Genomic DNA, 21,959 nt, shown 5'->3' on the forward strand with positions numbered 1-21,959 from the left:
TCCTTCACTTGCGGCGGGCGAGGATGTCGGAGAGCTCGCCCTGCGGCCGGGTGCGGGTCAGCGCCAGGAGGAAGCCAAGCGCGATGCCCGAGGCGATGACCGACGAGCCGCCATAGCTGACGAAGGGCAGCGTCATCCCCTTCGCCGGCAGCAGACGCACCGCCACGCCCATGTTGATCAGCGCCTGCACACCGAAGGCGCAGGCAAGCCCCGAGCCCGCCAGCCGGGTGAAGGGGTCACGCTCGCGCATCAGCCGCAGCAGCGAGCGCACGACGACGATGGCGTAAAGCGCGATGATGATCATCACCAGAATGAGGCCGTATTCCTCGGCCGCGACGGCGATGATGAAGTCGGTGTGTGCGTCGGGCAGCGACCATTTCACCGTGCCCTCGCCGACGCCGACGCCGAAGAAGCCGCCCTCCTGGATCGCGTTCGTGGCATAGCCGATCTGCGTGCGCGGGTCGATCTCGGTGCTCAGGAAGCCATTGATACGACGGGCAAAGTGTTCGGACATGTTATAGGCGAAAAGCCCGCCCGCCGCGGTCAGACCGGCGATGCCGGTCAGCAGGAAGATCGGCGCGCCAGCGATGAAATACATCACCATCCAGCTGAAGAGCACAAGCGAGGCCTGACCGAAGTCGGGCTGCAGCGCCAGCAGCACCACGATGAACACGGTGAGCAGGAAGGAATAGAGCCGGCCGGGCGGGCCCGCGACCTCATGCGCCGCGGCCATGAACCAGGCGGCGATGATGACGAAGCCGGGCTTGAGGAACTCGGAGGGCTGCACCGAGGCGAAACCGAAGGAGATCCAGCGCACGGCGCCCTTGCCGAAATCAGTGCCGATCACCGGCAGCGCCAGGATCGCGAGGAAGGCGAAGAAGAAGCCGATCACCCCGATGCGGCGGACCTGGGTCGGGCTCAGCATCGAAATGAGCAGCATGGCGATGATGCCGAGCGAGCCGAAGAACGCCTGTCGCTTGACGTAGTAGAAGGGTTCGAGCCCGTTCTTTTCCGCGAGCGGCACCGAGGCCGCGAGACCGAGCAGCATGCCGACGCCGAACAGCATCAGGATCGCCGAGAGCGCCCATTTGTCGATCGTGCGCCACCAGCGCGGAAGAACAGGTTCACCTGCCCGAACGGGCACGGTGCCGAACACCATCTCTGTCATGGGCCTACCGCCGTCACTGCCTCGAACATGCCCGTTTTTCCGGGTCTGGCGAGGAGTCTAGCGCATTGCCACGCGGCTGCCTAGGGGAACGTGGCCCGAACGCGCAAGGATGGCGGCACACTGCCGCGCCGCCTTTGCCGTGCCGCCGCACTGTGCCATGATAGCGCCAACATCGACGGACGGAGGCGGCAATGAAAGTCGGGATCGTGGGCGCAGGAATGGTGGGCTCGGCCGCCGGATCGGCGCTCGCCCTGCGGGGCGGGGCAAGCGAGGTGGTCTTCGTCGACCGCAACGCAGCGCTGGCACAGGCCCAGGCCGAGGACATCAGCCACGCCGTGCCCTTCGCCCATCCCTGCCGGCTGAGCGCGGGCGAGTATGACGCGCTCGAGGGCGCCGAGGTGGTGATCCTTGCCGCGGGCGTCGCGCAGAAGCCGGGCGAGAGCCGGCTCAGCCTGCTCAGCCGCAACGCCGATGTCTTCGCGAGCGTCATCGGCGGCGTGCGCGCGGCCGCCCCGGGGGCGATGCTGCTTGTCGCCTCGAACCCGGTCGACATCATGACCCAGGTCGCGCTGCGCGCCTCGGGCCTGCCGCCCGAACGGGTGATCGGCTCGGGCACCATCCTCGACACCGCGCGCTTCCGCAGCCTCCTTGGCGCGCATCTCGGCATCGCGCCGCAATCGGTGCATGCCTATGTTCTGGGCGAGCATGGCGACAGCGAGGTGCTGGCCTGGTCCTCGGCGCGGGCCGGCACCGAGCCCGTCGCCCGCTTCGGCGCCCAGATCGGCGCGCCGATCACCGAGGAGGTGCGGGCCACCATCGACGCGGGCGTCCGCCGCGCCGCCTACCGCATCATCGAGGGCAAGGGCGCCACCTGGTACGGCATCGGCGCCGGACTTGCACGCATCGTGCAGGCGATCCGCGACGATCAGGGCGCGGTGCTCTCGGTCTCGGTCGTGGCGCCCGAGATCGAGGGCGTGCCCGACATCGCGCTGAGCCTGCCCCGCGTCGTCGGCCGCAAGGGCGTCAGCGCGACGCTGATGCCCGAGATGAGCGAGACCGAGACCGCGGCGCTGCGCGCCTCGGCCGAGGTGCTGAAGGAAAGCACGCAGGGGCTGTGGTGAACCAGATCTTCGGCGCCTTCCTGCGCCTTGGCCTGACCAGTTTCGGCGGCCCCACCGCCCATATCGGCTATTTCCGCACCGAATTCGTGCTGCGCCGCGGCTGGCTGAGCGAGGCCGAATTCGCCGAGCGGCTGGCGATTGCGCAATTCCTGCCGGGGCCGGCCTCGTCGCAGCTCGGCTTCGCGATCGGGCTGCACCGCGGCGGGGTGGCCGGCGCGCTGGCGGCGTTCCTCGGCTTCACCCTGCCCTCGGCGCTGCTGATGACGCTCGCCGGGCTGTCGGCGCAGGTGCTGCCGGGCGGGGCCGCGGCGGGCGCGATCGCCGGGCTCAAGCTCGTCGCCCTCGCGGTGGTGGCGCAGGCGCTGTGGGGCATGGCACGCAGCCTTTGCCCCGACACCGCGCGCCGACTGCTGGCGCTCGCCGCCTGCGCCGCGCTGCTCATGCTACCCGCCGCAGCCCTGCAGATCGGGGTGATCGCGCTGGCCGCCGCGTTCGGCGCCACCCGGCCGCTGCCCGCCGCCGCTCCGGCACAGATGGCAGAGCGCGGCCGCGCCCTCGGTCCGGCGCTGGCGCTGGCCTGCCTGCTGCTTGCCGCCCTGCCCTTCGCCCGCCCCTATCTCGGCGCCGGCGCGCTGGTCTTCGGCGGCGGCCATGTGGTGCTGCCACTCCTGCGCGAGGCGCTGCCCGGCGTCGGCGCCGAGACCTTCCTCGCCGGCTATGGCCTTGCGCAAGCGATGCCCGGCCCGCTCTTCACCTTCGCAAGCTATCTCGGCGCGGCGACGGGCGGGATCGGCAGCGCGCTGATCGCGACCGCCGCGATCTTCGCCCCGGGCTTCGCACTTTACGCGCTCGCCCTGCCGCTCTGGTCATGGATCGGCGCGAACGGGCGCGCGCGGGGGGCGGTGGCGGCGGTGAATGCCGCGGTGGTGGGCGTGCTCGCCGCGGCCTTCCTCACCCAGATCCTGCCCGCCGGGCTGCACGACGGCCGCGCGGCAGGGATTGCCGCGCTGCTGCTGGTGCTCGCCTTCAGCACCCGGCTGCCGCCCGTGGCCCTTGTCGGGCTGGGGGCGGGGCTGGGCGCGGCGCTTCTCTAGCGGGTCAGTCCGGCAGCGCCGCAACCAGCGCGGCGAAATGCTCGCCCCGCTTCTCGAAGCTCTTGTACTGGTCGAAGCTCGCCGCGGCGGGCGCCAGCAACACGGTGTCGCCCGGCTCCGCCTCGGCCGCCGCGCGCGCCACCGCCGCCTCCATCGTCTCGCAGATCTCGTGCTCGAGCGGGGCAAGCTCCAGCGCGAAATCCCGCGCCGAATGACCGATGAAATAGGCCTTCTTCACCGCCCCCAGCAGCGGGCGCAGCGAAGCGACGCCGCCCTCCTTGCCCAGCCCCCCCGCAATCCAGCGGATGTTCGGGAAGGCCTCGAGCGCCTTTGCCGCGCTGTCGACATTGGTGGCCTTGCTGTCGTTCACATAGCGCACACCGCGCTTTTCCGCGACCGTCTGCGAGCGGTGCGGCAGGCCGGCGAAACTGTGGAAGGCCGCCTCGATCACCCACGGCGCCAGACCGAGCGACCGGCAGGCGGCATAGGCCGCACAGGCGTTCTGATGGTTGTGCGCGCCGGGAAGGCCCATGACCTCGCGCAGGTCGATCGAGGCGACCTGCCGGCCCTTGCGCCATTCGCTCAGGAACCCCTTGCGGGCAAAGACCGACCAGCCGAAGGCGCCGAGCTTTTGCACCGAGGACACCCGGATCACCCGGTCATCCTCGCGCGAGCTGGCCATCTGGTTCGCCAGATAGACCCCCTCGGGCTCGTCCACCCCGATCACCGCGCGATCCGGCCCGCCCTCGGCAAACAACCGCCGCTTCGCCGCGAAATAGCCGCCATAGCCGGCGTGGCGGTCGAGGTGGTCGGGCGAGAGATTGGTGAAGACCGCGATGTCGGGGGTCAGCGCGCGGGCGAGATCGGTCTGATAGCTCGAGAGCTCGAGCACCACCACCTCGCCGTCGATCGCCGGCTCGATGTCGAGCACGCCGCGCCCGATGTTGCCCGCCATCTGCGTCGGCCGGCCGGCATGGGCCAGGATGTGGTGGATCAGTGCCGTGGTCGTCGACTTGCCGTTCGAGCCGGTCACGCAGACCGTGCGCGGCGTCACGTCGAAGCTGTCCCAGTCGGCCGTCGCCCAGGACCGGAAGAACAGCCCGATGTCGTTGTCGACCGGAATCCCCTCGGCCATGGCCGTCGCGATCACCGGGTTCATCTTCGGATAGAGATGCGGAATGCCCGGCGAGGTGATCAGTGCCGAGATCCCCTCGAAAGCGCCCTCGCGGCCCAGATCGGTGCAGGCCCAGCCCGCCTCCTCGGCCTTCGCCCGCGCCTCGGGGCTGTCGTCCCACAGCACCGGCACCGCGCCCCCCGCCTTCAGCGCCGCCGCCGTGGCCAGACCGGAGCGCCCGAGCCCCAGAACCGCGACCTTGTGCCCCTCGTATCCCTGAACCGGAATCATCTGCTTTTCCTCGCGTCGGACGCGGGGGTTTCACACCCCCGCACCCCCGTGAGGTATTTGAAGCAAGGCGAAAGGGAAAGGCCCTTCCCCTGCATTCATCTTGGCAAAAATACCTCGGGGGGTGAATTTGCCCACCGGGCAAAGAGGGGGGCAGCGCCCCCTGCCCCCGCGCCGCAGCCCCTCCGTGGGCGGGGGAGCGCGGCAGGCGAAAACGGCACCGCCTGCCGTTTTGCACGGCAGGCGGGAAGCGGGTCGCGATGGCGCGGGGCTCAGCGGATCTTCAGCGTGGCAAGCCCGATCAGCGCGAGAATGAGAGAGATGATCCAGAAGCGGATGACGATCTGCGCCTCGCCCCAGCCCTTCTTCTCGAAATGGTGGTGGATCGGCGCCATCAGGAACACCCGCTTGCCGGTACGCTTGAAATACGCGACCTGGATAATCACCGACATCGCCTCGACCACAAAGAGGCCGCCGACGATGGCGAGCACCAGCTCGTGCTTGGTGCAGACCGCGATGGCGCCAAGCGCGCCGCCAAGGGCAAGCGAACCGGTGTCGCCCATGAACACCGCAGCCGGCGGGGCGTTGTACCACAGGAAGCCCAGACCGCCGCCGATCAGCGCCGCGGTGAAGACCAGGATCTCGCCGGTGCCGGGCACGAAATGCACGCCGAGATACTGGGTGAAGTCGGCGCGGCCGACGACATAGGCAATGGCACCGAGCGTGCCCGCGGCGATCATCACCGGCATGATCGCGAGCCCGTCGAGCCCGTCGGTCAGGTTCACCGCATTCGCCGCGCCGACGATGACCAGCATCGAGAACGGCACGAAGAACAGGCCGAGGTTGATCAGCGCATCCTTGAACACCGGCAGGGCGAGCTGATTGGTCAGCTCGGGCGGGTGCATCCAGGCGGCAGCGGCACCGGCAACGGCCGCGAGCAGCAGCCCGAGGATCATCCGGGTGCGCGAGCTGACGCCCTTGACGTTCTGCTTCGTCACCTTGGCGTAATCATCGGCGAAGCCGATCAGCGCATAGCCATAGGTCACGCCGAGGGTGATCCAGATATAGCCGTTGTCGAGCCGTGCCCAGAGCAGCGTCGAGACGAGCAGCGCCGACAGGATCAGCAGCCCCCCCATGGTGGGCGTGCCAGCCTTGGCGAAATGCGTCGCCGGCCCGTCGGTACGGATCGGCTGGCCCTTGCCCTGCTTGCGGCGCAGCATGTCGATCAGCGGCCGGCCGAAGAGAAAGCCGAAGATCAGCGCGGTGAAGAAGGCACCGCCCGCGCGGAAAGTGATGTAGCGAAACAGGTTGAACAGATCGCCCCCGCTCGACAGGTGGGCAAGCCAATACAGCATTATTCTTTTCCCTTGAACGCCTCGGCCGCGCCGGGCTGGCCGAGTTTCTTCAGCGCCCCGACGACGAGGCTGACCTTCGATCCCTTCGAGCCCTTCACCAGCACCACGTCGCCCGCGTCGACGAGATGCGGCGCGCGGTCGGCCAAGGCCGCCGCGGTCTCGAGCCATTCGCCGCGCTTCGCCTGCGGCAGCGCCTGCCACAGCGCGCGCATCCGCACGCCCGCGCAATGCACGATGTCGACCGCGGCCATCGCCGGCAGCCGGGCGATGGCGGCATGGAGCTTCAGCTCGTCCGGGCCAAGCTCCAGCATGTCACCGAGGATCGCCACCCGGCGCCCGTGCGCCACCCGGCCAATGCCGTCGCGCGGCGCGGTCGCCGCCAGCACATCGAGCGCCGCCGCCATCGAGGCGGGGTTGGCGTTGAAGGCATCATCGAACAGATCGAAGCTCTGCGCCTCGTCGGTGATGTCGAGATAGACCCGCTCGCGGGTACCGCGCCCGGTGGGCGGGCTCCAGGTGCCGAGATCGAGCGCGGCAACGGCGGGGTCTGCCCCCACGGCCTCGGCCAGCGCCAGCACGCCAAGTGCATTCGCGGCGAAATGCGCGCCCGGGGTCATCACCTTGAAGAGCAGCGGATGGCCCTTCGCCTCGGCCTGCACGATCGTCGCGTCGCCCGCGATGCGGGCATCGAGCAGGCGATAGTCCGACCCCGCGGCGGGGCCGAAGGTGACGATCTGCGCGGCATGGGCCTTTGCGGCCGCCAGCAGGATCGGCGTCACCGGCAGCCCCGTCGGCACCACCGCGGTGCCGCCCGGCTCCAGCCCCTCGAAAATCGCGGCCTTTTCATGGGCGATGCCCTCGACCGACTCGAAGGCCTCGAGATGGGCCGGGGCGACAGTGGTGATCATCGCCGCATGCGGGCGCGCCATGTGCGCGAGCGGCGCGATCTCGCCCGGGTGGTTCATGCCGATCTCGATCACCGCGAAATCGGCCTCGGCCGGCATCCGGGCCAAGGTGATCGGCACGCCCCAGTGGTTGTTGAAGCTCGCCTCGGCGGCATGGACGCGGCCCTGCGCGCTCAGCACGGCGCGCAGCATCTCCTTCGACGAGGTCTTGCCGACGGATCCCGTGACCGCAATCACCCGCGCCCGGGTGCGGGCACGCCCGGCGCGGCCGAGCGCCTCGAGAGCGGTGAGCACATCCTCGACCAGAAGCAGCGGATCGCTGTCGCTGCAGCCGTCCGGGATACGGCTGACCAGCGCCGCGGCGGCGCCGCGGGCGAGCGCGTCGCGCACGAAGTCATGGCCGTCGCGCACGTCCTTCAGCGCGACGAACAGCTCGCCCGGGCGGATCGTGCGGGTGTCGATCGAGAGGCCGGTGACGGCGAAGGGGCGCGTCGCGCGCCCGTCCGTCGCGGCGGCGGCATCGGCAGAGGTCCACAGAACAGCCATGTCAGATCTTTCCATCGAGCGCCGCGACCGCGATCGAGGCCTGCTCGGCATCGTCGAAGGGGAAGATATCGGTGCCGATCACCTGGCCCCGCTCGTGCCCCTTGCCCATGATGAGAAGCGCGTCGCCCGGGCCAAGCGCATCGACCCCGCGCAAGATCGCCTCGGCGCGGTCTCCGACCTCCTGCGCCTCGGGCCCCGCCCCCTCCATCACCGCGGCGCGGATCGCGGCCGGGTCCTCGGTGCGGGGGTTGTCGTCGGTGACGATGACATGATCGGCAAAGGCGGTGGCCGCGCGGCCCATCAGCGGCCGCTTCGTGCGGTCACGGTCGCCGCCCGCCCCGACGATCGCCACCAGCCGGCCCAGCACATGCGGGCGCAGCGCCTTCAGCGCGGTCTCGACCGCGTCGGGGGTATGGGCGTAATCGACGAAGACGGTGGCGCCGTTCGCCCGCGTCGCGGCAAGCTGCATCCGCCCGCGCACGGTGGTGAGCTTCGGCAGCGCGGCGAAGACCTCGGCCGGCTCCGCCCCGCAGGCGATGACCAGCGCGGCGGCGGTGAGCGCGTTCATCGCCTGAAACCCGCCGATCAGCGGTAGACGGACGAGCTGCGGCGCGTCTTCCCAGATGAAGCGCACGTCCTGCCCCGCGGCGTCGAAACGTTGCCCGCCAAGGCGCATCTCGCAGCTGGAATCGTGGCCGACGCGGATCACCCGCTGCCCGCGCGCCACGGCAAAATCGAAAAGCTCCAGCCCCTTCGGGTCGTCGGTGTTCAGCACCGCGACGCCATCCTCGGGCAGCACCCGGGTGAACAGCCCCGCCTTCGCGGCGAAATACTCCTCGAAGGTGGCGTGATAATCGAGGTGATCCTGGGTGAAATTGGTGAAGGCCGCGGCGGACAGCTGCACCCCGTCGAGGCGGCGCTGCGCGAGCCCGTGGGAGGACGCCTCCATCGCCGCATGGGTGACGCCGGCCTCGGCCATCTCGGCCAGCAGCCGGTGCAGGGTGATCGGCTCGGGCGTGGTATGGGCGGAGGGCGCGGTGAAGCTGCCCTCGACGCCGGTGGTGCCGATATTCGCCGCCTCGAGCCCGAGCGCCTGCCAGATCTGCCGGGTGAAGGTGGCGACCGAGGTCTTGCCGTTGGTGCCGGTCACTGCGACCACCGTCGCGGGCTGCGCGCCGAACCACAGCGCGGCAGCATAGGCCAGGCTTTGCCGCGGATCCTCGACCACCACCAGCGCGACCGAGGAGCCTGCAAGCAGCGGCCGCGCGATCTCTTCGCCGGCGCGGTCGGTCAGCACCGCCACCGCGCCGCGTTCGAGCGCCGCGGGCAGGAAGGTCGCGCCATGCGCCTTCACTCCGGGCAGCGCCGCGAAGAGATGGCCGGGCCTGACCTGGCGGCTGTCGACGGACAGGCCGGTGACGGCGACATCCTCGCCGTGCCGGGCGGTCAGGCCGAGATCGCTCAGGGCTTTCGTGACTGCTTCGCCCATATCCTGTGCCCCTTCAAAATTGCCTGCCCATTTACCGGAGAGTGCCGCGAAGCGTCAACGCGCCCTTTCCCGGCCAAGCGGAAAAGGGCAGACGCGGGCGGCGGCGCGCCCGTGCGGCCCCAAGGTCAGTGGCTGCCGGCCTTCGCCACGACCAGCTGGATACCGTCGAGCACGTCGGGGGTGTTACCCTCGGGGCGCAGCCCCAGCAGCGGCGCGACGCGGCGGATCACCTCGGCGGCGACCGGCACCGCGGTCCAGCCGGCGGTGCGGCGGTTCTCACCGGCGACGAAGGTCGAGGCCTCGTCGAGGCTGAGGATCAGGACGTATTTCGGATCGGTCACCGGGAAGGTGCCGGCGAAGGTCGCCATCACCTTGTCCTTGTAATAGCCGCCGGTCGGCTTGACCTTGTCGGCGGAGCCGGTCTTGCCGGCGACCTGATAGCCGCGCACATCGCCGAAGGAGGCGGTGCCGCGCGTCACCACGGCGCGCATCATCGCCAGCGCGCGCTTCGCCGTCGCCTCGCTCAGCACCCGCTCGCCTTCCTGATGGCGCGGGTCGTGGACAAGCGTCGGTTCGACCCGGCGCCCGCCGTTGGCGATCGTCGAATAGGCGGCGGCCAGATGCAGCGGCGAGGCCGAGAGGCCATGGCCGTAGCCGATCGTCATCGACGAGATCTCGGACCATTTCGCCGGCAGGATCGGCCGGCCGGTCGGCGCCTCGCTCAGCTCGACCGAGGTCGGGGCGAGGAAGCCCATCTTCCCGAGGAAGTCCTTCTGCCGCTCCGGCCCGATCATCTGCACGATCCGCGCAGTGCCGACGTTCGAGGATTCGACGATCACGTCGGTGACCGAGAGCTGCGGGCCGTAATTGTGGAAATCGTGGATGCGGAAACGGCCAAAGATCATCGGCGACTGCGACGGGATCATCGTCGTGGGGTTGACGAGGCCAAGCTCCAGCGCCTGTGCCACCGCGAAGATCTTGAAGGTCGAGCCGAGTTCGTAGACGCCCTGCACCGCGCGGTTGAACAGCGGGCTGTCCGAGGCATCGCCCTTGGTCAGCGGCGCTGGCCGGTCGTTCGGGTCGAAATCGGGCAGCGAGGCCATCGCCACGATTTCGCCGGTATGTACATCCATCAGCACCGCCGAGGCGCCCTTGGCATCCATCAGCTTCATGCCGCCGTCGAGCACTTCCTCGAGCGCCGCCTGCACCGTCAGGTCGATCGAAAGCTGCAGCGGCGCGCCCTTGTTCGCCGGATCGCGCAGCCAGCCGTCAAAGGCCTTCTCGACGCCGGCGACGCCGACGATCTCTGCCGAGTTCACTCCCTCGGCGCCGAAGCGCGCCCCGCCCAGCACATGCGCCGCGACCGAGCCGTTCGGGTAAAGCCGCATCTCTCGCGGGCCGAACAGCAGGCCCGGATCGCCGATGTCATGCACTGCCTGCAACTGCTCGGGCGAGATCTTCTTCTTGATCCAGACGAATTTGCGGGCGCCGGTGAAGTCCTTCACCAGACGGTCGTGATTGAGATCGGGGAAGATCTTGACCAGCTTGTCGGCGGTGCCGACCGGATCGACCAGCATCGGCGGCTGCGCATAGAGCGCGTGGGTGACGAGGTTCGTCGCCAGCACCCGGCCCTCGCGGTCGGTGATATCGGCGCGCTGCGCGAGGATCGCGGGGGCGGAATCGCCCAGCTGCGGCTCCTCGGGGGTGGAGGCGGCAAGCGTGCCCATCCGCAGCCCGACGGTAACGAAGGCCGCCAGGAACAGCACGCCCATCATCAGCAACCGCCCCTCGGCGGTGGTGCGGGCACGCTCGCGCAGCGCCTCGCCGCGCAGCCGGATGTTCTCGCGCTCGATCGCGTCGGGATTCTCGCCGCGGGCGCGGGCGTCAAGGATGCGGGCCAGCGGGCGAAGCGGCGTGCGGATCATTGTCCTTCCTCCAGCAGGGCGTCGGGCGCGTTGACGACATCGATGGGTTTCATCCCCGACAGCGCCGACAGCGCGCCGGCGGCGGGCGCATCCGGGGTCGGATAGGCGACCTGACCGACCGCGCCGAACTGCTCGGGCGCGAGCGGCAGCAGTTGCAGCTCGGTGAAGTTCATGTTGACGAGTTCGCGCAGCCGGTCGGGACGGTTCTGATAGGCCCATTCGGCGCGCAGCACGCTCAGCCCCTCCTGCAGCGAGGCGATCTCGTTCTTCAGCGCGCGCAGCTCTCCCTGCCGGTCCTGCGTGGCATAGTTCACGTGATAGGCCCAGAAGGCGAGGCCCATGACACAAAGCGCGGTGGCAAGATAGAGCAGCGTCCTCATCTGTGGCGTCCTGTGGCAGCGGGAAGGGCGGGAAGGCCGAGCGCGGCCCGGTCGGCGCGGCCGGCCGGGGCCTCGGTGCGGATCGCGACACGCAAGAGCGCCGAGCGCGACCGCGGGTTCTCGGCAAGCTCCTGCTCGTCGGGGCCGATCGGCTTCTTCGTCACCGGGGTGAAGGCCGCGACCTCGACCGCCTGCACCGGCGCATAGCGCGAGCCTGCGGGCGTGCGGCCGGAGCGCGCCTGGAAGAAGCGCTTGACCACCCGGTCCTCGAGGGAATGGAAGGTGACAACGGCAAGCTTGCCGCCGGGTTTCAGCGCACGCTCCGCGGCCTCGAGACCCGCCGCGAGCTGGCCGAATTCATCGTTCACCGCGATGCGTAGCGCCTGGAAGGCGCGCGTGGCGGGATGGCTCTGCCCGGGTTTCGGCCGCGGCAGGCAACGCTCAATCACCGCAACAAGCGCGCGCGTCGTCGCGAAGGGGGCGGTGGCGCGGGCCGCGACAATCGCGCGGGCGATGCGGCGCGAGGCGCGTTCCTCGCCGTAATGATAGAGGATGTCGGCCAGCACGCCCTCGTCGGCCTCGTTGACGATGTCGGCGGCCGAAGGACCGGACTGCGACATACGCATGTCGAGCGGGCCGTCCTTCATGAAGGAAAAGCCGCGCTCGGCCTGATCGAGCTGCATCGAGGACACACCGAGGTCGAGCACCACGCCGTCAAGCCCCCCGGGCGCGATCTCGGCGGCATAGCGGTCGAGTTCGGAGAAGGTGCCCTCGACCAGCACCAGCCGGTCGCCATAGGGGCCACGCCAGGCCTCGGCCATCTCGAACACCGCCGGATCGCGATCGACGCCGATCACCCGCTCGGCGCCCGCCGCCAGCAGGCCGCGGCTGTAGCCGCCCGCGCCGAAGGTGCCGTCCAGCCAGACGCCCGAAACAGGCGCGACCGCCTTCAGGAGCGGTCGCAGCAGGACGGGAACATGCGGGGCATCGTCTTGGGTTTCGGGTCCGCTCATCCCTCAGCCCTCCCCGCCAAGCAGGCTGAGCGGATCGAAGTCCTCGCCCATCTCGGCCAGAAGCTTCTCCATCCGCGCGGCATCGACCACAGCGAAGGTCTCGGGTTTCCAGATCTCGAAGGTCTCGCCCATGCCGGCGAAATAGGCCTCGCCCTCGAGCGTGAGCCGGCCGCGCAACGTCGCGGGCAGGACAAGGCGGCCGTCGGGGTCGATCTCGGTCGGGTGGGCCTTGTTCAGCACGAGACGCTGCAGGATCGCGCGGCGCGGGTCGGTGTAGGGGCGGGCGTTGATCTCGGCGGCAAGCTTCTGGAAGCCGTCGTAGGAATAGACCTGCAACATCTTCTGGGTGTCGGCGCCGTAGACGATGACCATGCGGGGGCGGCCGGTGGCCTTGGCTTCGGGGTCACCCTCTTCGAGCTCACGACGAAACAGCGCGGGGATCGACACGCGACCCTTGCTGTCCACCTTGAAGGTGTATTCGCCGATGAACATGCCCGCCAAGGCCTGTCTCCTGTCCCCTTCCCCGCTGGTGGCTTCCGGAACCGGGGTCCCGGTAAGGAAAACGGCGGATCGGACTGCTGCCACTGTCCGATCCGCCGCCCTCGTTCCCATCACTGGGCTGTCCGACTGCGCGCGCCACCTGGGGGATGCTGCTCGCTCGCGCGCCGGATCTCTTCTTCTCGTGAAGCGGGTGCCTGTATGAAATCTGCTCTTTTCGCCGTGAGGTCTTGTTGCCTCGTTCCCGTCTTCTCGATGAGCAAGGGATGCCATGGCCAGGGGTGGGATGGCAAGGGAAAAGACGGGAACCAATTCAAACTAGCTGTGGATATATTGTGGATAACTCACTCGAGACTCAAGAGGTTGTGGAAAATTAACGATGACTGATGGCACAAATCGTTTTCAGAAAAAAACCGGACACCAAATCTGGTGTCTTCGACTCTTTCCCGAAAAACTCCCACGAATTCCCGCCATCCGCGGCAATCGTGGCGAATATCCCACAGGCAAGAACTGATTCCCGATGGATCACGCCCGATCACGGCACGGTGATTCGGCGTGAATCGGCAACTCTGCCCGGAAGGTGCCATAAAATCCCATGGACGGAAGCTCCGATCGCGCCGCTCCCGTGAAATCCCGGCGCCACCCAGCCCCCACCCGCGGCATGACACCGGCGCACCATGCGAAAGGGGCGCCCCGAAGGACGCCCCTTTCCCGTGAAATCCCGGATCGGTGCCGGTTCAGACCGCGCCCGAGGCGATCAGCGCTTGCGCGATCGCCGCATAGGCGCGAGCCGGCGCCCCCTCCCCCGCCGCCGCGGGCGTGCCCGAGTCGCCCGCAAGCCGCACCTCGAGATCGAGCGGCAGCGCACCGAGGAACGGCAGCCCGAGTCGCGCCGCCTCGGTCTCGACCCCGCCATGGCCGAAGAGATGCGCCTCGTGGCCGCAATTCGGACAGACATAGGTCGACATGTTCTCGATCAGCCCCAGCACCGGGGTGTTCAGCCGGCGGAACATGTCGATTGCCTTCTTTGCGTCGAGCATGGCGATGTCCTGCGGCGTCGAGACGACAATCGCCCCGTCGAGCTCGGTCTTCTGACACAGGCTCAGCTGGATGTCGCCGGTGCCGGGCGGCAGGTCGATGATCAGCACATCAAGCGGGCCATAGGCGTCCCATTGCACCTGACCGAGCATCTGCTGCAGCGCGCCCATCAGCATCGGGCCGCGCCAGATCACCGCCTCGTCCTCCTTCAGCATCAGCCCGATCGACATCAGGGTGACGCCATGCGCCTGCAACGGCACGATGGTCTTGCCATCGGGCGAGGAGGGGCGCTTCGACACCCCCATCATCCGCGGCTGGCTCGGCCCGTAGATGTCGGCATCGAGCAGCCCGACCCGCTTGCCGGCCCGGGCAAGCGCCACGGCGAGATTGGCCGAGACCGTCGACTTGCCGACGCCGCCCTTGCCCGAGCCCACCGCGATCACGTGGCGCACGCCGGCAACCGGCAGCGGCCCCGCCTGCGGAGTCGGGTGACCGCCGATCTTCGGCCCGCCCCCAAGCCCGCGTGGCGGCCCGGCGGGCACCACCACGGTGACGCTCTCGACCCCGGGCAGCGCCCGCACCGCCGCCTCGAGCGCCGGCCGCAGCGCCTCGAGCGCCGGGCCCGGCGCCCCCTCGAGAACGAAGCGCACAACGCCCGCCTCGACCGCCAGCGCATGCACGAATCCCTGCGTGACAGGGTCGCCGCCGCCCGGAAGCGCGACTCGCCTCAGCGCCTCAAGCACCGTTTCCTTGCTCAGAGCCATGATCTTCTCCGCCGATTTTTGCGGGAACTGTGGCGTTTTGGCCGCGGAGTTCAAGGGCGCAAAACCGGCCTGCCGCCGAAATCGGGGCAAAATACACACCCCAGGAATATAAAATGTCCCGTGACGCCGGGTGAAATGACCGAAAATTAGGTCAGCACATATTATGCATTTTCTGCATGGCAGCATTGCAGCCCAGAGCTATTGTGCAGTTGCAGCATTGGCGCCATGTTTGCGTCAACAGCGATGGCAGAGAGGCCACCGCGACGAGATGAAGACCAAAGGTTGAGACGATGGCTCTGGTTACCGACATCCGCACCGCCGACTTCGGCCTGGCGCAGCTGGTTGCCAGCTTCCGGGAAGGGATGGCGCGGCGCAAGGTGTTCCGCCAGACCCTGCGCGAGCTCAAGTCGCTTTCGGGCGCCGAGCTCGAAGACCTCGGGATCCATCGGTCGATGATCACCCGCGTGGCCCTCGAGGCTGCCTACGGCAAATGAGTTTCCCTTCCTGAGGCCCCTCCTCCTCCCTGGGCCTCGGAAATCGGCGGTGTCCTCCTCCTCCTCCCTGAGGGCACCGCCACCCTATACCGGCCCCAGCCGCAAGGCACTGCCGGAAAGCCGATGCGATGGCCCCCTCCTCCTCCCTGGGGTCTCGTAAAGAAGGCGGTGCCCTCCTCCTCCTCCCTGAGGGCACCGCGCTTTCTTCTCGGCGCGAGACTTGCGAAGGGCCATCCTCCTCCCGGCCCGTCGTGACAGGCGGCGACCCCCTCCTCCTCCCTGGGGTCGCCGTTCGACATACCGAAGGCCCCTCCTCCTCCCTGGGCCGACGGCTACGGTGCCGCTCACTCCTCCTCCCGAGCGGTGCCACCCATACCAAGGCCCCCTCCTCCTCCCTGGGGTCATGGTTCGGACGGCGGCCCCCTCCTCCTCCCTGGGGCCGCCGTTTCCATTTCTGCCCCTCCCCATCTTCGCAAACCTGCATGCCCGCCCTTGCGGAGCGCATCGTGCGACGGCATTGAGGGGTGAACGGAGGAAGCCATGCTGTCCTATCAACACATCTACCACGCCGGAAACTTGGCCGACGTGCACAAGCACGCCCTGCTTGCGGTGATGCTCGACTACATGACCCGCAAGGAAAAGCCGCTGAGCTATCTCGAGACCCATTCGGGCCGCGGGCTCTATGCGCTCGATGCGGCCGAAGCAGTGAAGACCGGCGAGGCCGCGGCCGGGATCGGGCGAGTGGAGAAGCTGGGCTGGTTCCCACCCGCCCATCCCTATGCAAGGGCACTTGCCGCGGTGCGCACCGCGCATGGCGGGCGCGCCTATCCGGGCTCGCCCCTCATCGCGGCGAACCTGCTGCGCCCGATCGACTCGATCCAGCTATGCGAGCTGCACCCGCGCGAGTTCGAGGCCCTGCGCGCCGCGATGGCCCCTTTCGGTGGCGTGCTGCACCACAAGGACGGGCTCGAGATGGTGCATGCGCTCACGCCGCCGACGCCGCGGCGCGGGCTTTTGCTGATCGACCCGAGCTGGGAAGTGAAAAGCGATTACGAGACGATCCCGAAGGTGCTGGGCCAGGTGGCACGCAAGTGGAACGTCGGCGTGATCGCGCTGTGGTATCCGGTGCTTGCCCCCACGGTCGCGGTGGCGCCGGCGCAGGCAGCGATGGTGCGCGCCCTGATGGCCGCGCATCCGGAGGCATTGCTGAGCGAAGTGCGCTTCCCGCCCGCCCGCGAGGGGCACGGGATGATCGGCTCGGGCATGTTCGTGCTGAACCCGCCCTGGGGGCTCGGCGACGAGGCCAATCGTCTGGCCAAGCTGTTCCGCAGCCTCTGAGGCCCCGATCGCGACGGATGGGCCGCCACACCGGGTCCTTCGGAGGGGCGGCAGGGGCTGCCCGGTGCCGGCCGCTCAGCGGCGATAGCACTTCGACTTCGAGCCGAAGCCCGAGGGCGAGCAGATCCAGCTGCCGTTGCCGGGCGGCGTGACATAGGCCACGCGTTCGGCGACGACGGGCGTGGTCTGGCGCAGCCAGTCGAACCGGGCGGAGCCGTGGCCAGCCGCGGTCTTCACCACCACGCTGTGGGTGGGGAGAATGTCGATGGTTGCGGTTTCGGCATGGACGGGCGCGATCGCGATCAAGGTGACGGTCGCGGCCGCAGCCGTGCGGGAAATCAAGTCGAACATGGTCATACCTGCCTCGTGCTGTGACGCGTTGAACCCCTGTGATCCTTGGGGCCCCGCGTTCTCGGTCCCTATCGATCACAGGAAAAACACGTACACGTCAAGCCAAGCGCGAGCGGGGCGAAATTGTGGCACCGATGCGGCATGCGCAACGAAAACGCGGGGGAAGTGATTTCCCCCGCGTTTTCATGTCATTGTCCTCAGGGCACCGGATCGGCGAATTTTCGCCGTCAGAAACCCTATTGCAGGATCTGGTTCTTCATGCGCCAGTCGGGCGTGCCGAAATTCTCCGGCCAGGGATAAACCTCGTGCTGGTTGAAGTAGACCACGCCGACGAGACTCGGATAGTCCTTCTTCTCGACCCGCACGCTGTCCTTCCACATCTGGACATATTTGGCATCGCCGACATAGCCGAGCTCGGCGACGACGACCGGCTTGCCGAACTTCGCAGCCCGTTCGTAGCGCGGCGCGAAGATCTCGTCGAAGGTGCGGTCATGGCCGTATTTCGCCTCGTCCCACGCCTGCAGCCCGAAGATCGAGAGCCCGACCAGATCGACGTAATCGTCGCCCGGGTAGTACTCGGCCATGTTCGGCTCGCCAAGCGGCGACCACATCACGGTGATGTTGGGCGCATGCGCACGGCACAGGTCGATCATGTGGCGATAGGCAGAGATGTAGTCCTTGGGATTCCAGCCCGCCCAGATGAACTGGCCCGAGGTGTCGTCCATCTCATGGGCGAAACGCAGTGTGACCGGGCTTTTCAGCGTGGCCAGCACATCGCAGATGGCGGCCATGTTCGGGTCGTATTCGCCGCGTGCGATGCCCCGGCGCAGGTATTGCGCGGTATTGCGCTCGCTGCGCGACCAGGTCCAGGGCTCGACCGTGACCAGAAGCGCCCGGTGCCGTTCCAGCGCATACTGGTCGGCATCGTTCAGCGACGGCAGGTAGACGTCCTCCCACGGCAGGAACAGATGCTCGATCACCACCGGATTCTTGTCGGTGAAATCGCCGTCCGGGTCATAGACCCCGAACGGGACGTCTCCCGGTGGCACCTCGACGGGAGCGGCCAGGGCCGGCCCCGCCAGACAGAACACCGCGGCGCATGCGGCAATACCCTTCAAGAAAGAATACTTCATTTTTCTCCCTCCCCATTCTCCTTCGAGAACCAAATGGCCAGATCGGGTGCGAAACGAACGTGCACGTCTCCGCTCTGCCCCTTGCCAGCCCCCGAGACGATGTATTCGACTCGGGTCAGTTTCAACGGCACAAGGCCAACGGCGAGCGCACGCAGGCTCGCATCGCCCCGAAGTATAATGCCCCCCAGGCAGAGCGCCATGACAAGGGTCAAACCGAAGACATATCGTGCGAATTCCGCACCGTCGCGCAGCGCTTGGCCCTTCGCCCGCGCCTCGCTGCGGTGATGCCACAAGATGACCACGAGCAGCGTCACGTAGAGCAGCGCATTGATGATCGACAGCAGGTAGAAGCCTCGCGCCTCGGTCACCGACGAGACTGTCAGCACCGGCACGATCGCCCCCGCCGCAAGCAGCAGATAGAGCCAGAAGATCCGTGGCGGCAGCACCGCGGCGGCGGCCTCGCCCTTGGGGGTGATGCGGAAGTCGACGAAGCGCCCGGTCACCCGGTCCCAGACCGCCATCAGGCAGCCCCAGAGCACCCAGGGCCATTGCAGGATGACGAACAGCGCCTTCTCCCAGGCGATCACCTTGGCATCGCGCGGCCGGAACAGCCCGTCGTGGCGCATCATGTAGGCAAAGGCGATCATCACCGCGACCGAGGGCAGCGAATGGCCAAGGAAGGCCGGATAGGTGACGTCGGCAAAGCGGATGTCGAAGCACACCGCCAGGATCGGCAGCACATACATCGAGGCCATGGTGACCGCGAAGAACGCATACCAGCTCTGGCACAGCAGGAAGAGCAGCTTGAGCCGCAGCGGCAGCCTGCCGAGATAGGACGGCGTGTAGCGCAGCAACAGACTCATCAGCGAGCGCGACCACTGGAATTCCTGCGTCACCAGATCGGGCAGCGTCGCGGGCCCGTCGCCCACCGCGATCGCGTCGATCGCATGCACGCCGCGCCAGCCCGCGGCAGCGACCAGCATGGTTGTGGAATGGTCCTCGGCGAGTTCCGGCCCAAGCCCGCCCGCCTGTTGCAGCGCCACGGTGCGCACCGCGTAATGCGAGCCGATGCACATCGGCGTCAGCACCCCGGTATAGCCCGCCTGGAACACGCCATGAAACGCCGCCTCGGCGTAAAGCCGCGTCCGCGCCGCCCAGCTTTCGGCGGCATTGGCAGCGCAGATCGAGGGCGCGCTGACATAGCCCACCTCCGGATCGGCGAAGGGGCGCAGCATCTCGCGCAGATAGCCCGGCTGCGGCACATGATCGGCATCGAGCTGGCTGACGATGTCGTAATCGCGATAGCCCCAGGTGTCGTAGAAATACGCGAGGTTGCCTTCCTTGCAGCGGGTGCGGCGCGGCCATTCGGCGCGGTGATACTCCGCGAGCCCCTTGCGGGTGGAAATCATCACCCGATGCGCCGCACACCAGGCGCGAGTCTCCTCGGACGGATCCTCGTCGGCAAGCCAGGTGTCATGCGGATAGTCCTGCGCCAGCATCGCCTCGAGCGTCTTGCGCACCACGGCGAAGGGCTCCGACGGGGTCTTGGTCGTCACCATCGCGACGCGCCAGCGCCCCGGCACCGGATCGGGCGCGACCGAGTGCCGGGCAAAGAGGAAGATCAGCACGAAATAGAGCTGCATCCCCCAGATCCAGATCATCGCCGCGGTCACCAGCCAGTAGCGCCAGGGGCCGATGACATGTGCAGGCTGCAGCCACCACGCCCAGAACCAGCCCGCCACCACGAGCCAGAGCGCAATCACCAGCCGATAGCGCAGCGCCTTCGCCCCCGTCACCACCGGCGCAAGCATCGGACGCGGCTCCAGTGCGGGATGACGGCTCATGGCCCGGCCTTGATATCCCCATGGCCGAACCAGGGCGCGGCATCGGCGACGATCCGCTCGAGCCCGAACTCGGGCCGGAAGCCGAGCACCGCCCCGGCACGGGCGATCTCGGCGTAAAGCGCCGCCGGGTCGCCCGGACGGCGCGGTTCCTCGAGGACCGGAACGGCGCGTCCGGTCACCCGCTCGATCATCGCCACCACCTCCCGCACCGATGCCCCCTGCCCTGTCCCGAGGTTCAGGGCCACACTTTCGCCCGCCTCCGCGAGATAGGCAAGCGCCTGGACATGCGCCCGGGCGAGATCGGTGACATGGATGTAGTCGCGGATGCAGGTGCCGTCGGGCGTCGGGTAATCGGTGCCGAAGATCCGCAGCGGCCCGCCCTTGCCCGATGCGGCGAGCAGCGCCAGCGGCAGCAGATGCGTCTCGGGGTCGTGCCGCTCGCCGGCCTCGCCCGCGGGATCGGCCCCCGCCGCGTTGAAGTAGCGCAGCGCGACATGGCGCAGCCCCCAGGCCACGCCCGCATCGCGCAGCATCCATTCGCAGACGAGCTTGGTGCGGCCATAGGGGTTGATCGGCGCCTGCGGCATGTCTTCCGAGATCGGCAACCGGTCGGGCGTGCCGTAGGTGGCGCAGCTCGAGGAAAACACGATCTGCGTCAGCCCCGCCGCCTGCATCGCGCCCAGAAGACCGATCATGCCACCGAGGTTGTTGTCGTAATAGGCCTGCGGGTCGGTCACGCTCTCGCCGACATAGGCAAGGGCGGCGAAATGGATCACCGCCTCGGCCCGGTGCGCGCGCAGGGCGGCGAGAACCGCCGCCCTGTCACGCAGGTCGCCGCGTACCAGCGGCCCCCATTTCACCGCATCGGCATGGCCGCGCGAGAGGTTGTCGAAGGTGACCGGCGTACAGCCCGCCTCGGCCAGCGCCTTGCAGCAATGCGAGCCGATATAGCCCGCACCGCCGGTCACCAGCACTGTCTTCGGCAGGGTCATGCCACGCCACCCGCGGCAAGCCGCTGCTGCGCCTGCAGTTCCTGACGGAAATAGGCGATCGTCGGCACCAGCCCCTCGCGCAGCGCCACCTTCGGTTCCCAGCCAAGCAGGTCATGCGCCCGGGTGATGTCGGGGCGGCGCTGCAGCGGGTCGTCCTTCGGCAGCGGCATATGCACGAGCGGGCCGCGCGCGCCGGTCAGCTCGAGCACCATCCGCGCCAGCTCGAGCATGGTGAACTCGCCCGGATTGCCGAGGTTCACCGGGGCGAAGATCGAATGCTGCCCTTCTGGCGCCTCCATCAGCATCTGCAGCGCGTCGACCATATCCGAGACGTAGCAGAAGGACCGCGTCTGCAGGCCATCGCCATAGACCGTCAGCGGCTCGCCACTGATCGCCTGCACGATGAAGTTCGACACCACGCGCCCATCCTCCGGGTCCATCCGCGGACCGTAGGTATTGAAAATCCGGGCGATACGGATGTCCACCCGCTTCGTGCGATGGGTTTCGTAGAACAGCGTTTCGGCAGCACGCTTGCCCTCGTCATAGCAGGAACGCGGCCCCACGGTGTTAACGTTGCCGCGGTAGCTCTCCGGCTGCGGGCTGCAGTCGGGATCGCCATAGACCTCGGAGGTCGAGCTTTGCAGAATGCGCGCCCCCTTCTCCTCGGCGAGGTCGAGCAGGTTGAGCGCGCCGAGAACCGAGGTCTTGAACGTGTGCAGCGGATCGGCCTGGTATTTCGGCGGCGAGGCCGGGCAGGCCAGGTTGTAGATCCGGTCGACCGGCCCGCTGACGGTGAACGGCACGATCACGTCATGCTGGACCCAGCAGAACCGCGGATGACTGATCAGCGTGCCGATGTTCTCAAACCGCCCGGTCGAGAGATTGTCGACACAGATCACCCTGTCCCCCTGATCGAGCAACCTTCGGATCAGGTTGGAACCGATAAAACCGGCCCCGCCCGCAACCAGAACTGTCCGTCCACTCCGCCCGGAGGGCTTGTCGCCCCGAGGGTCGAAGCGGATCGGAAATGCCTTGCGCTTCGTCATGATAATATCCCCCCTTTTGTCCCCAAAAAGCGTTTCCTTCGCGCCTTTTCGGGGGACTCCGGT

The 21,959-nt window shown here is 68.2% G+C and carries 19 protein-coding genes; 4 read left to right on the forward strand and 15 right to left on the reverse strand.

All coding sequences use genetic code 11. The features are described 5' to 3' along the window. Positions 1-4: 4 nt before the first annotated feature. Positions 5-1,168: a putative lipid II flippase FtsW gene (gene ftsW / locus EOW65_RS12385; RefSeq protein ID WP_128149861.1), complete on the reverse strand. Its 1,164-nt coding sequence runs from the start codon at positions 1,166-1,168 to the stop codon at positions 5-7. 191 nt (positions 1,169-1,359) lie between these two features. Here ftsW and EOW65_RS12390 point away from each other — a divergent pair, with 191 nt between their 5' ends. Together EOW65_RS12390 and chrA are read left to right on the forward strand one after the other, a co-directional pair. Continuing rightward, positions 1,360-2,289 (forward strand): L-lactate dehydrogenase, encoded by a 930-nt coding sequence (locus tag EOW65_RS12390; protein WP_128149863.1) that lies wholly within the window; start codon positions 1,360-1,362, stop codon positions 2,287-2,289. Then, entirely contained in the window at positions 2,286-3,383 is a 1,098-nt protein-coding gene (gene chrA, locus EOW65_RS12395) for a chromate efflux transporter (protein WP_240664665.1), read from the forward strand. Before EOW65_RS12390 ends, chrA begins: the two co-directional genes overlap by 4 nt. 4 nt (positions 3,384-3,387) lie before the next feature. Here the strand turns inward: chrA and murD are convergent, their stop codons facing one another. From murD to EOW65_RS12440, 9 genes are all read right to left on the reverse strand, one after another. Further along, the gene (gene murD / locus EOW65_RS12400) at positions 3,388-4,788 is read right to left on the reverse strand and encodes a UDP-N-acetylmuramoyl-L-alanine--D-glutamate ligase (protein WP_128149867.1); all 1,401 of its coding nucleotides are present in this window, start codon (positions 4,786-4,788) and stop codon (positions 3,388-3,390) included. Positions 4,789-5,057: 269 nt separating this feature from the next. Next, the gene (gene mraY / locus EOW65_RS12405; RefSeq protein ID WP_113900080.1) at positions 5,058-6,140 is read right to left on the reverse strand and encodes a phospho-N-acetylmuramoyl-pentapeptide-transferase; all 1,083 of its coding nucleotides are present in this window, start codon (positions 6,138-6,140) and stop codon (positions 5,058-5,060) included. Beyond that, positions 6,140-7,591, reverse strand: a complete 1,452-nt coding sequence (locus EOW65_RS12410) for a UDP-N-acetylmuramoyl-tripeptide--D-alanyl-D-alanine ligase (RefSeq protein WP_128149869.1) — start codon at positions 7,589-7,591, stop codon at positions 6,140-6,142. Before EOW65_RS12410 ends, mraY begins: the two co-directional genes overlap by 1 nt. Position 7,592: 1 nt before the next feature. Then, positions 7,593-9,080: a UDP-N-acetylmuramoyl-L-alanyl-D-glutamate--2,6-diaminopimelate ligase gene (locus EOW65_RS12415; protein ID WP_128149871.1), complete on the reverse strand. Its 1,488-nt coding sequence runs from the start codon at positions 9,078-9,080 to the stop codon at positions 7,593-7,595. Between the two features lie 125 nt (positions 9,081-9,205). Further along, positions 9,206-11,005 (reverse strand): peptidoglycan D,D-transpeptidase FtsI family protein, encoded by a 1,800-nt coding sequence (locus tag EOW65_RS12420; RefSeq protein WP_128149874.1) that lies wholly within the window; start codon positions 11,003-11,005, stop codon positions 9,206-9,208. Beyond that, entirely contained in the window at positions 11,002-11,385 is a 384-nt protein-coding gene (gene ftsL / locus EOW65_RS12425) for a cell division protein FtsL (protein WP_128149876.1), read from the reverse strand. The genes EOW65_RS12420 and ftsL overlap by 4 nt, the downstream gene beginning before the upstream one ends. Then, positions 11,382-12,398, reverse strand: coding sequence for a 16S rRNA (cytosine(1402)-N(4))-methyltransferase RsmH (gene rsmH, locus EOW65_RS12430; protein WP_128149878.1), 1,017 nt, complete (start codon positions 12,396-12,398; stop codon positions 11,382-11,384). Before rsmH ends, ftsL begins: the two co-directional genes overlap by 4 nt. Positions 12,399-12,401: 3 nt before the next feature. Next, positions 12,402-12,890, reverse strand: coding sequence for a division/cell wall cluster transcriptional repressor MraZ (gene mraZ / locus EOW65_RS12435; RefSeq protein WP_240664671.1), 489 nt, complete (start codon positions 12,888-12,890; stop codon positions 12,402-12,404). A gap of 743 nt (positions 12,891-13,633) precedes the next feature. Continuing rightward, positions 13,634-14,698: an Mrp/NBP35 family ATP-binding protein gene (locus tag EOW65_RS12440; RefSeq protein WP_128149882.1), complete on the reverse strand. Its 1,065-nt coding sequence runs from the start codon at positions 14,696-14,698 to the stop codon at positions 13,634-13,636. A gap of 290 nt (positions 14,699-14,988) precedes the next feature. On the opposite strand from EOW65_RS12440, the gene EOW65_RS12445 reads away from it, so the two are divergent. Continuing rightward, on the forward strand, positions 14,989-15,192 hold the full coding sequence (locus EOW65_RS12445; RefSeq protein ID WP_128149884.1) for a DUF1127 domain-containing protein: 204 nt from the start codon (positions 14,989-14,991) through the stop codon (positions 15,190-15,192). 540 nt (positions 15,193-15,732) lie between these two features. Continuing rightward, positions 15,733-16,530 carry a 23S rRNA (adenine(2030)-N(6))-methyltransferase RlmJ gene (locus EOW65_RS12450; protein ID WP_128149886.1) on the forward strand — a complete coding sequence of 266 codons (798 nt, stop codon included), beginning with the start codon at positions 15,733-15,735 and terminating at the stop codon, positions 16,528-16,530. Positions 16,531-16,605: 75 nt separating this feature from the next. On the opposite strand, the gene EOW65_RS12455 is transcribed toward EOW65_RS12450, so the two are convergent. The 5 genes from EOW65_RS12455 to EOW65_RS12475 form a co-directional block, all read right to left on the reverse strand. Then, entirely contained in the window at positions 16,606-16,887 is a 282-nt protein-coding gene (locus tag EOW65_RS12455; protein ID WP_128149887.1) for a hypothetical protein, read from the reverse strand. Positions 16,888-17,117: 230 nt separating this feature from the next. Further along, entirely contained in the window at positions 17,118-18,014 is an 897-nt protein-coding gene (locus tag EOW65_RS12460) for a glycoside hydrolase family 26 protein (RefSeq protein WP_128149889.1), read from the reverse strand. Then, entirely contained in the window at positions 18,011-19,858 is a 1,848-nt protein-coding gene (locus tag EOW65_RS12465) for a glycosyltransferase (RefSeq protein WP_128149891.1), read from the reverse strand. The genes EOW65_RS12460 and EOW65_RS12465 overlap by 4 nt, the downstream gene beginning before the upstream one ends. Then, on the reverse strand, positions 19,855-20,844 hold the full coding sequence (gene galE / locus EOW65_RS12470) for a UDP-glucose 4-epimerase GalE (RefSeq protein ID WP_128149999.1): 990 nt from the start codon (positions 20,842-20,844) through the stop codon (positions 19,855-19,857). Before galE ends, EOW65_RS12465 begins: the two co-directional genes overlap by 4 nt. Positions 20,845-20,846: 2 nt before the next feature. After that, the gene (locus tag EOW65_RS12475) at positions 20,847-21,896 is read right to left on the reverse strand and encodes a UDP-glucuronic acid decarboxylase family protein (RefSeq protein WP_128149893.1); all 1,050 of its coding nucleotides are present in this window, start codon (positions 21,894-21,896) and stop codon (positions 20,847-20,849) included. Positions 21,897-21,959: the final 63 nt, after the last annotated feature.

This window comes from Paenirhodobacter ferrireducens (genome assembly GCF_004022265.1).
In the GTDB taxonomy this organism is placed as follows: domain Bacteria; phylum Pseudomonadota; class Alphaproteobacteria; order Rhodobacterales; family Rhodobacteraceae; genus Rhodobacter; species Rhodobacter ferrireducens.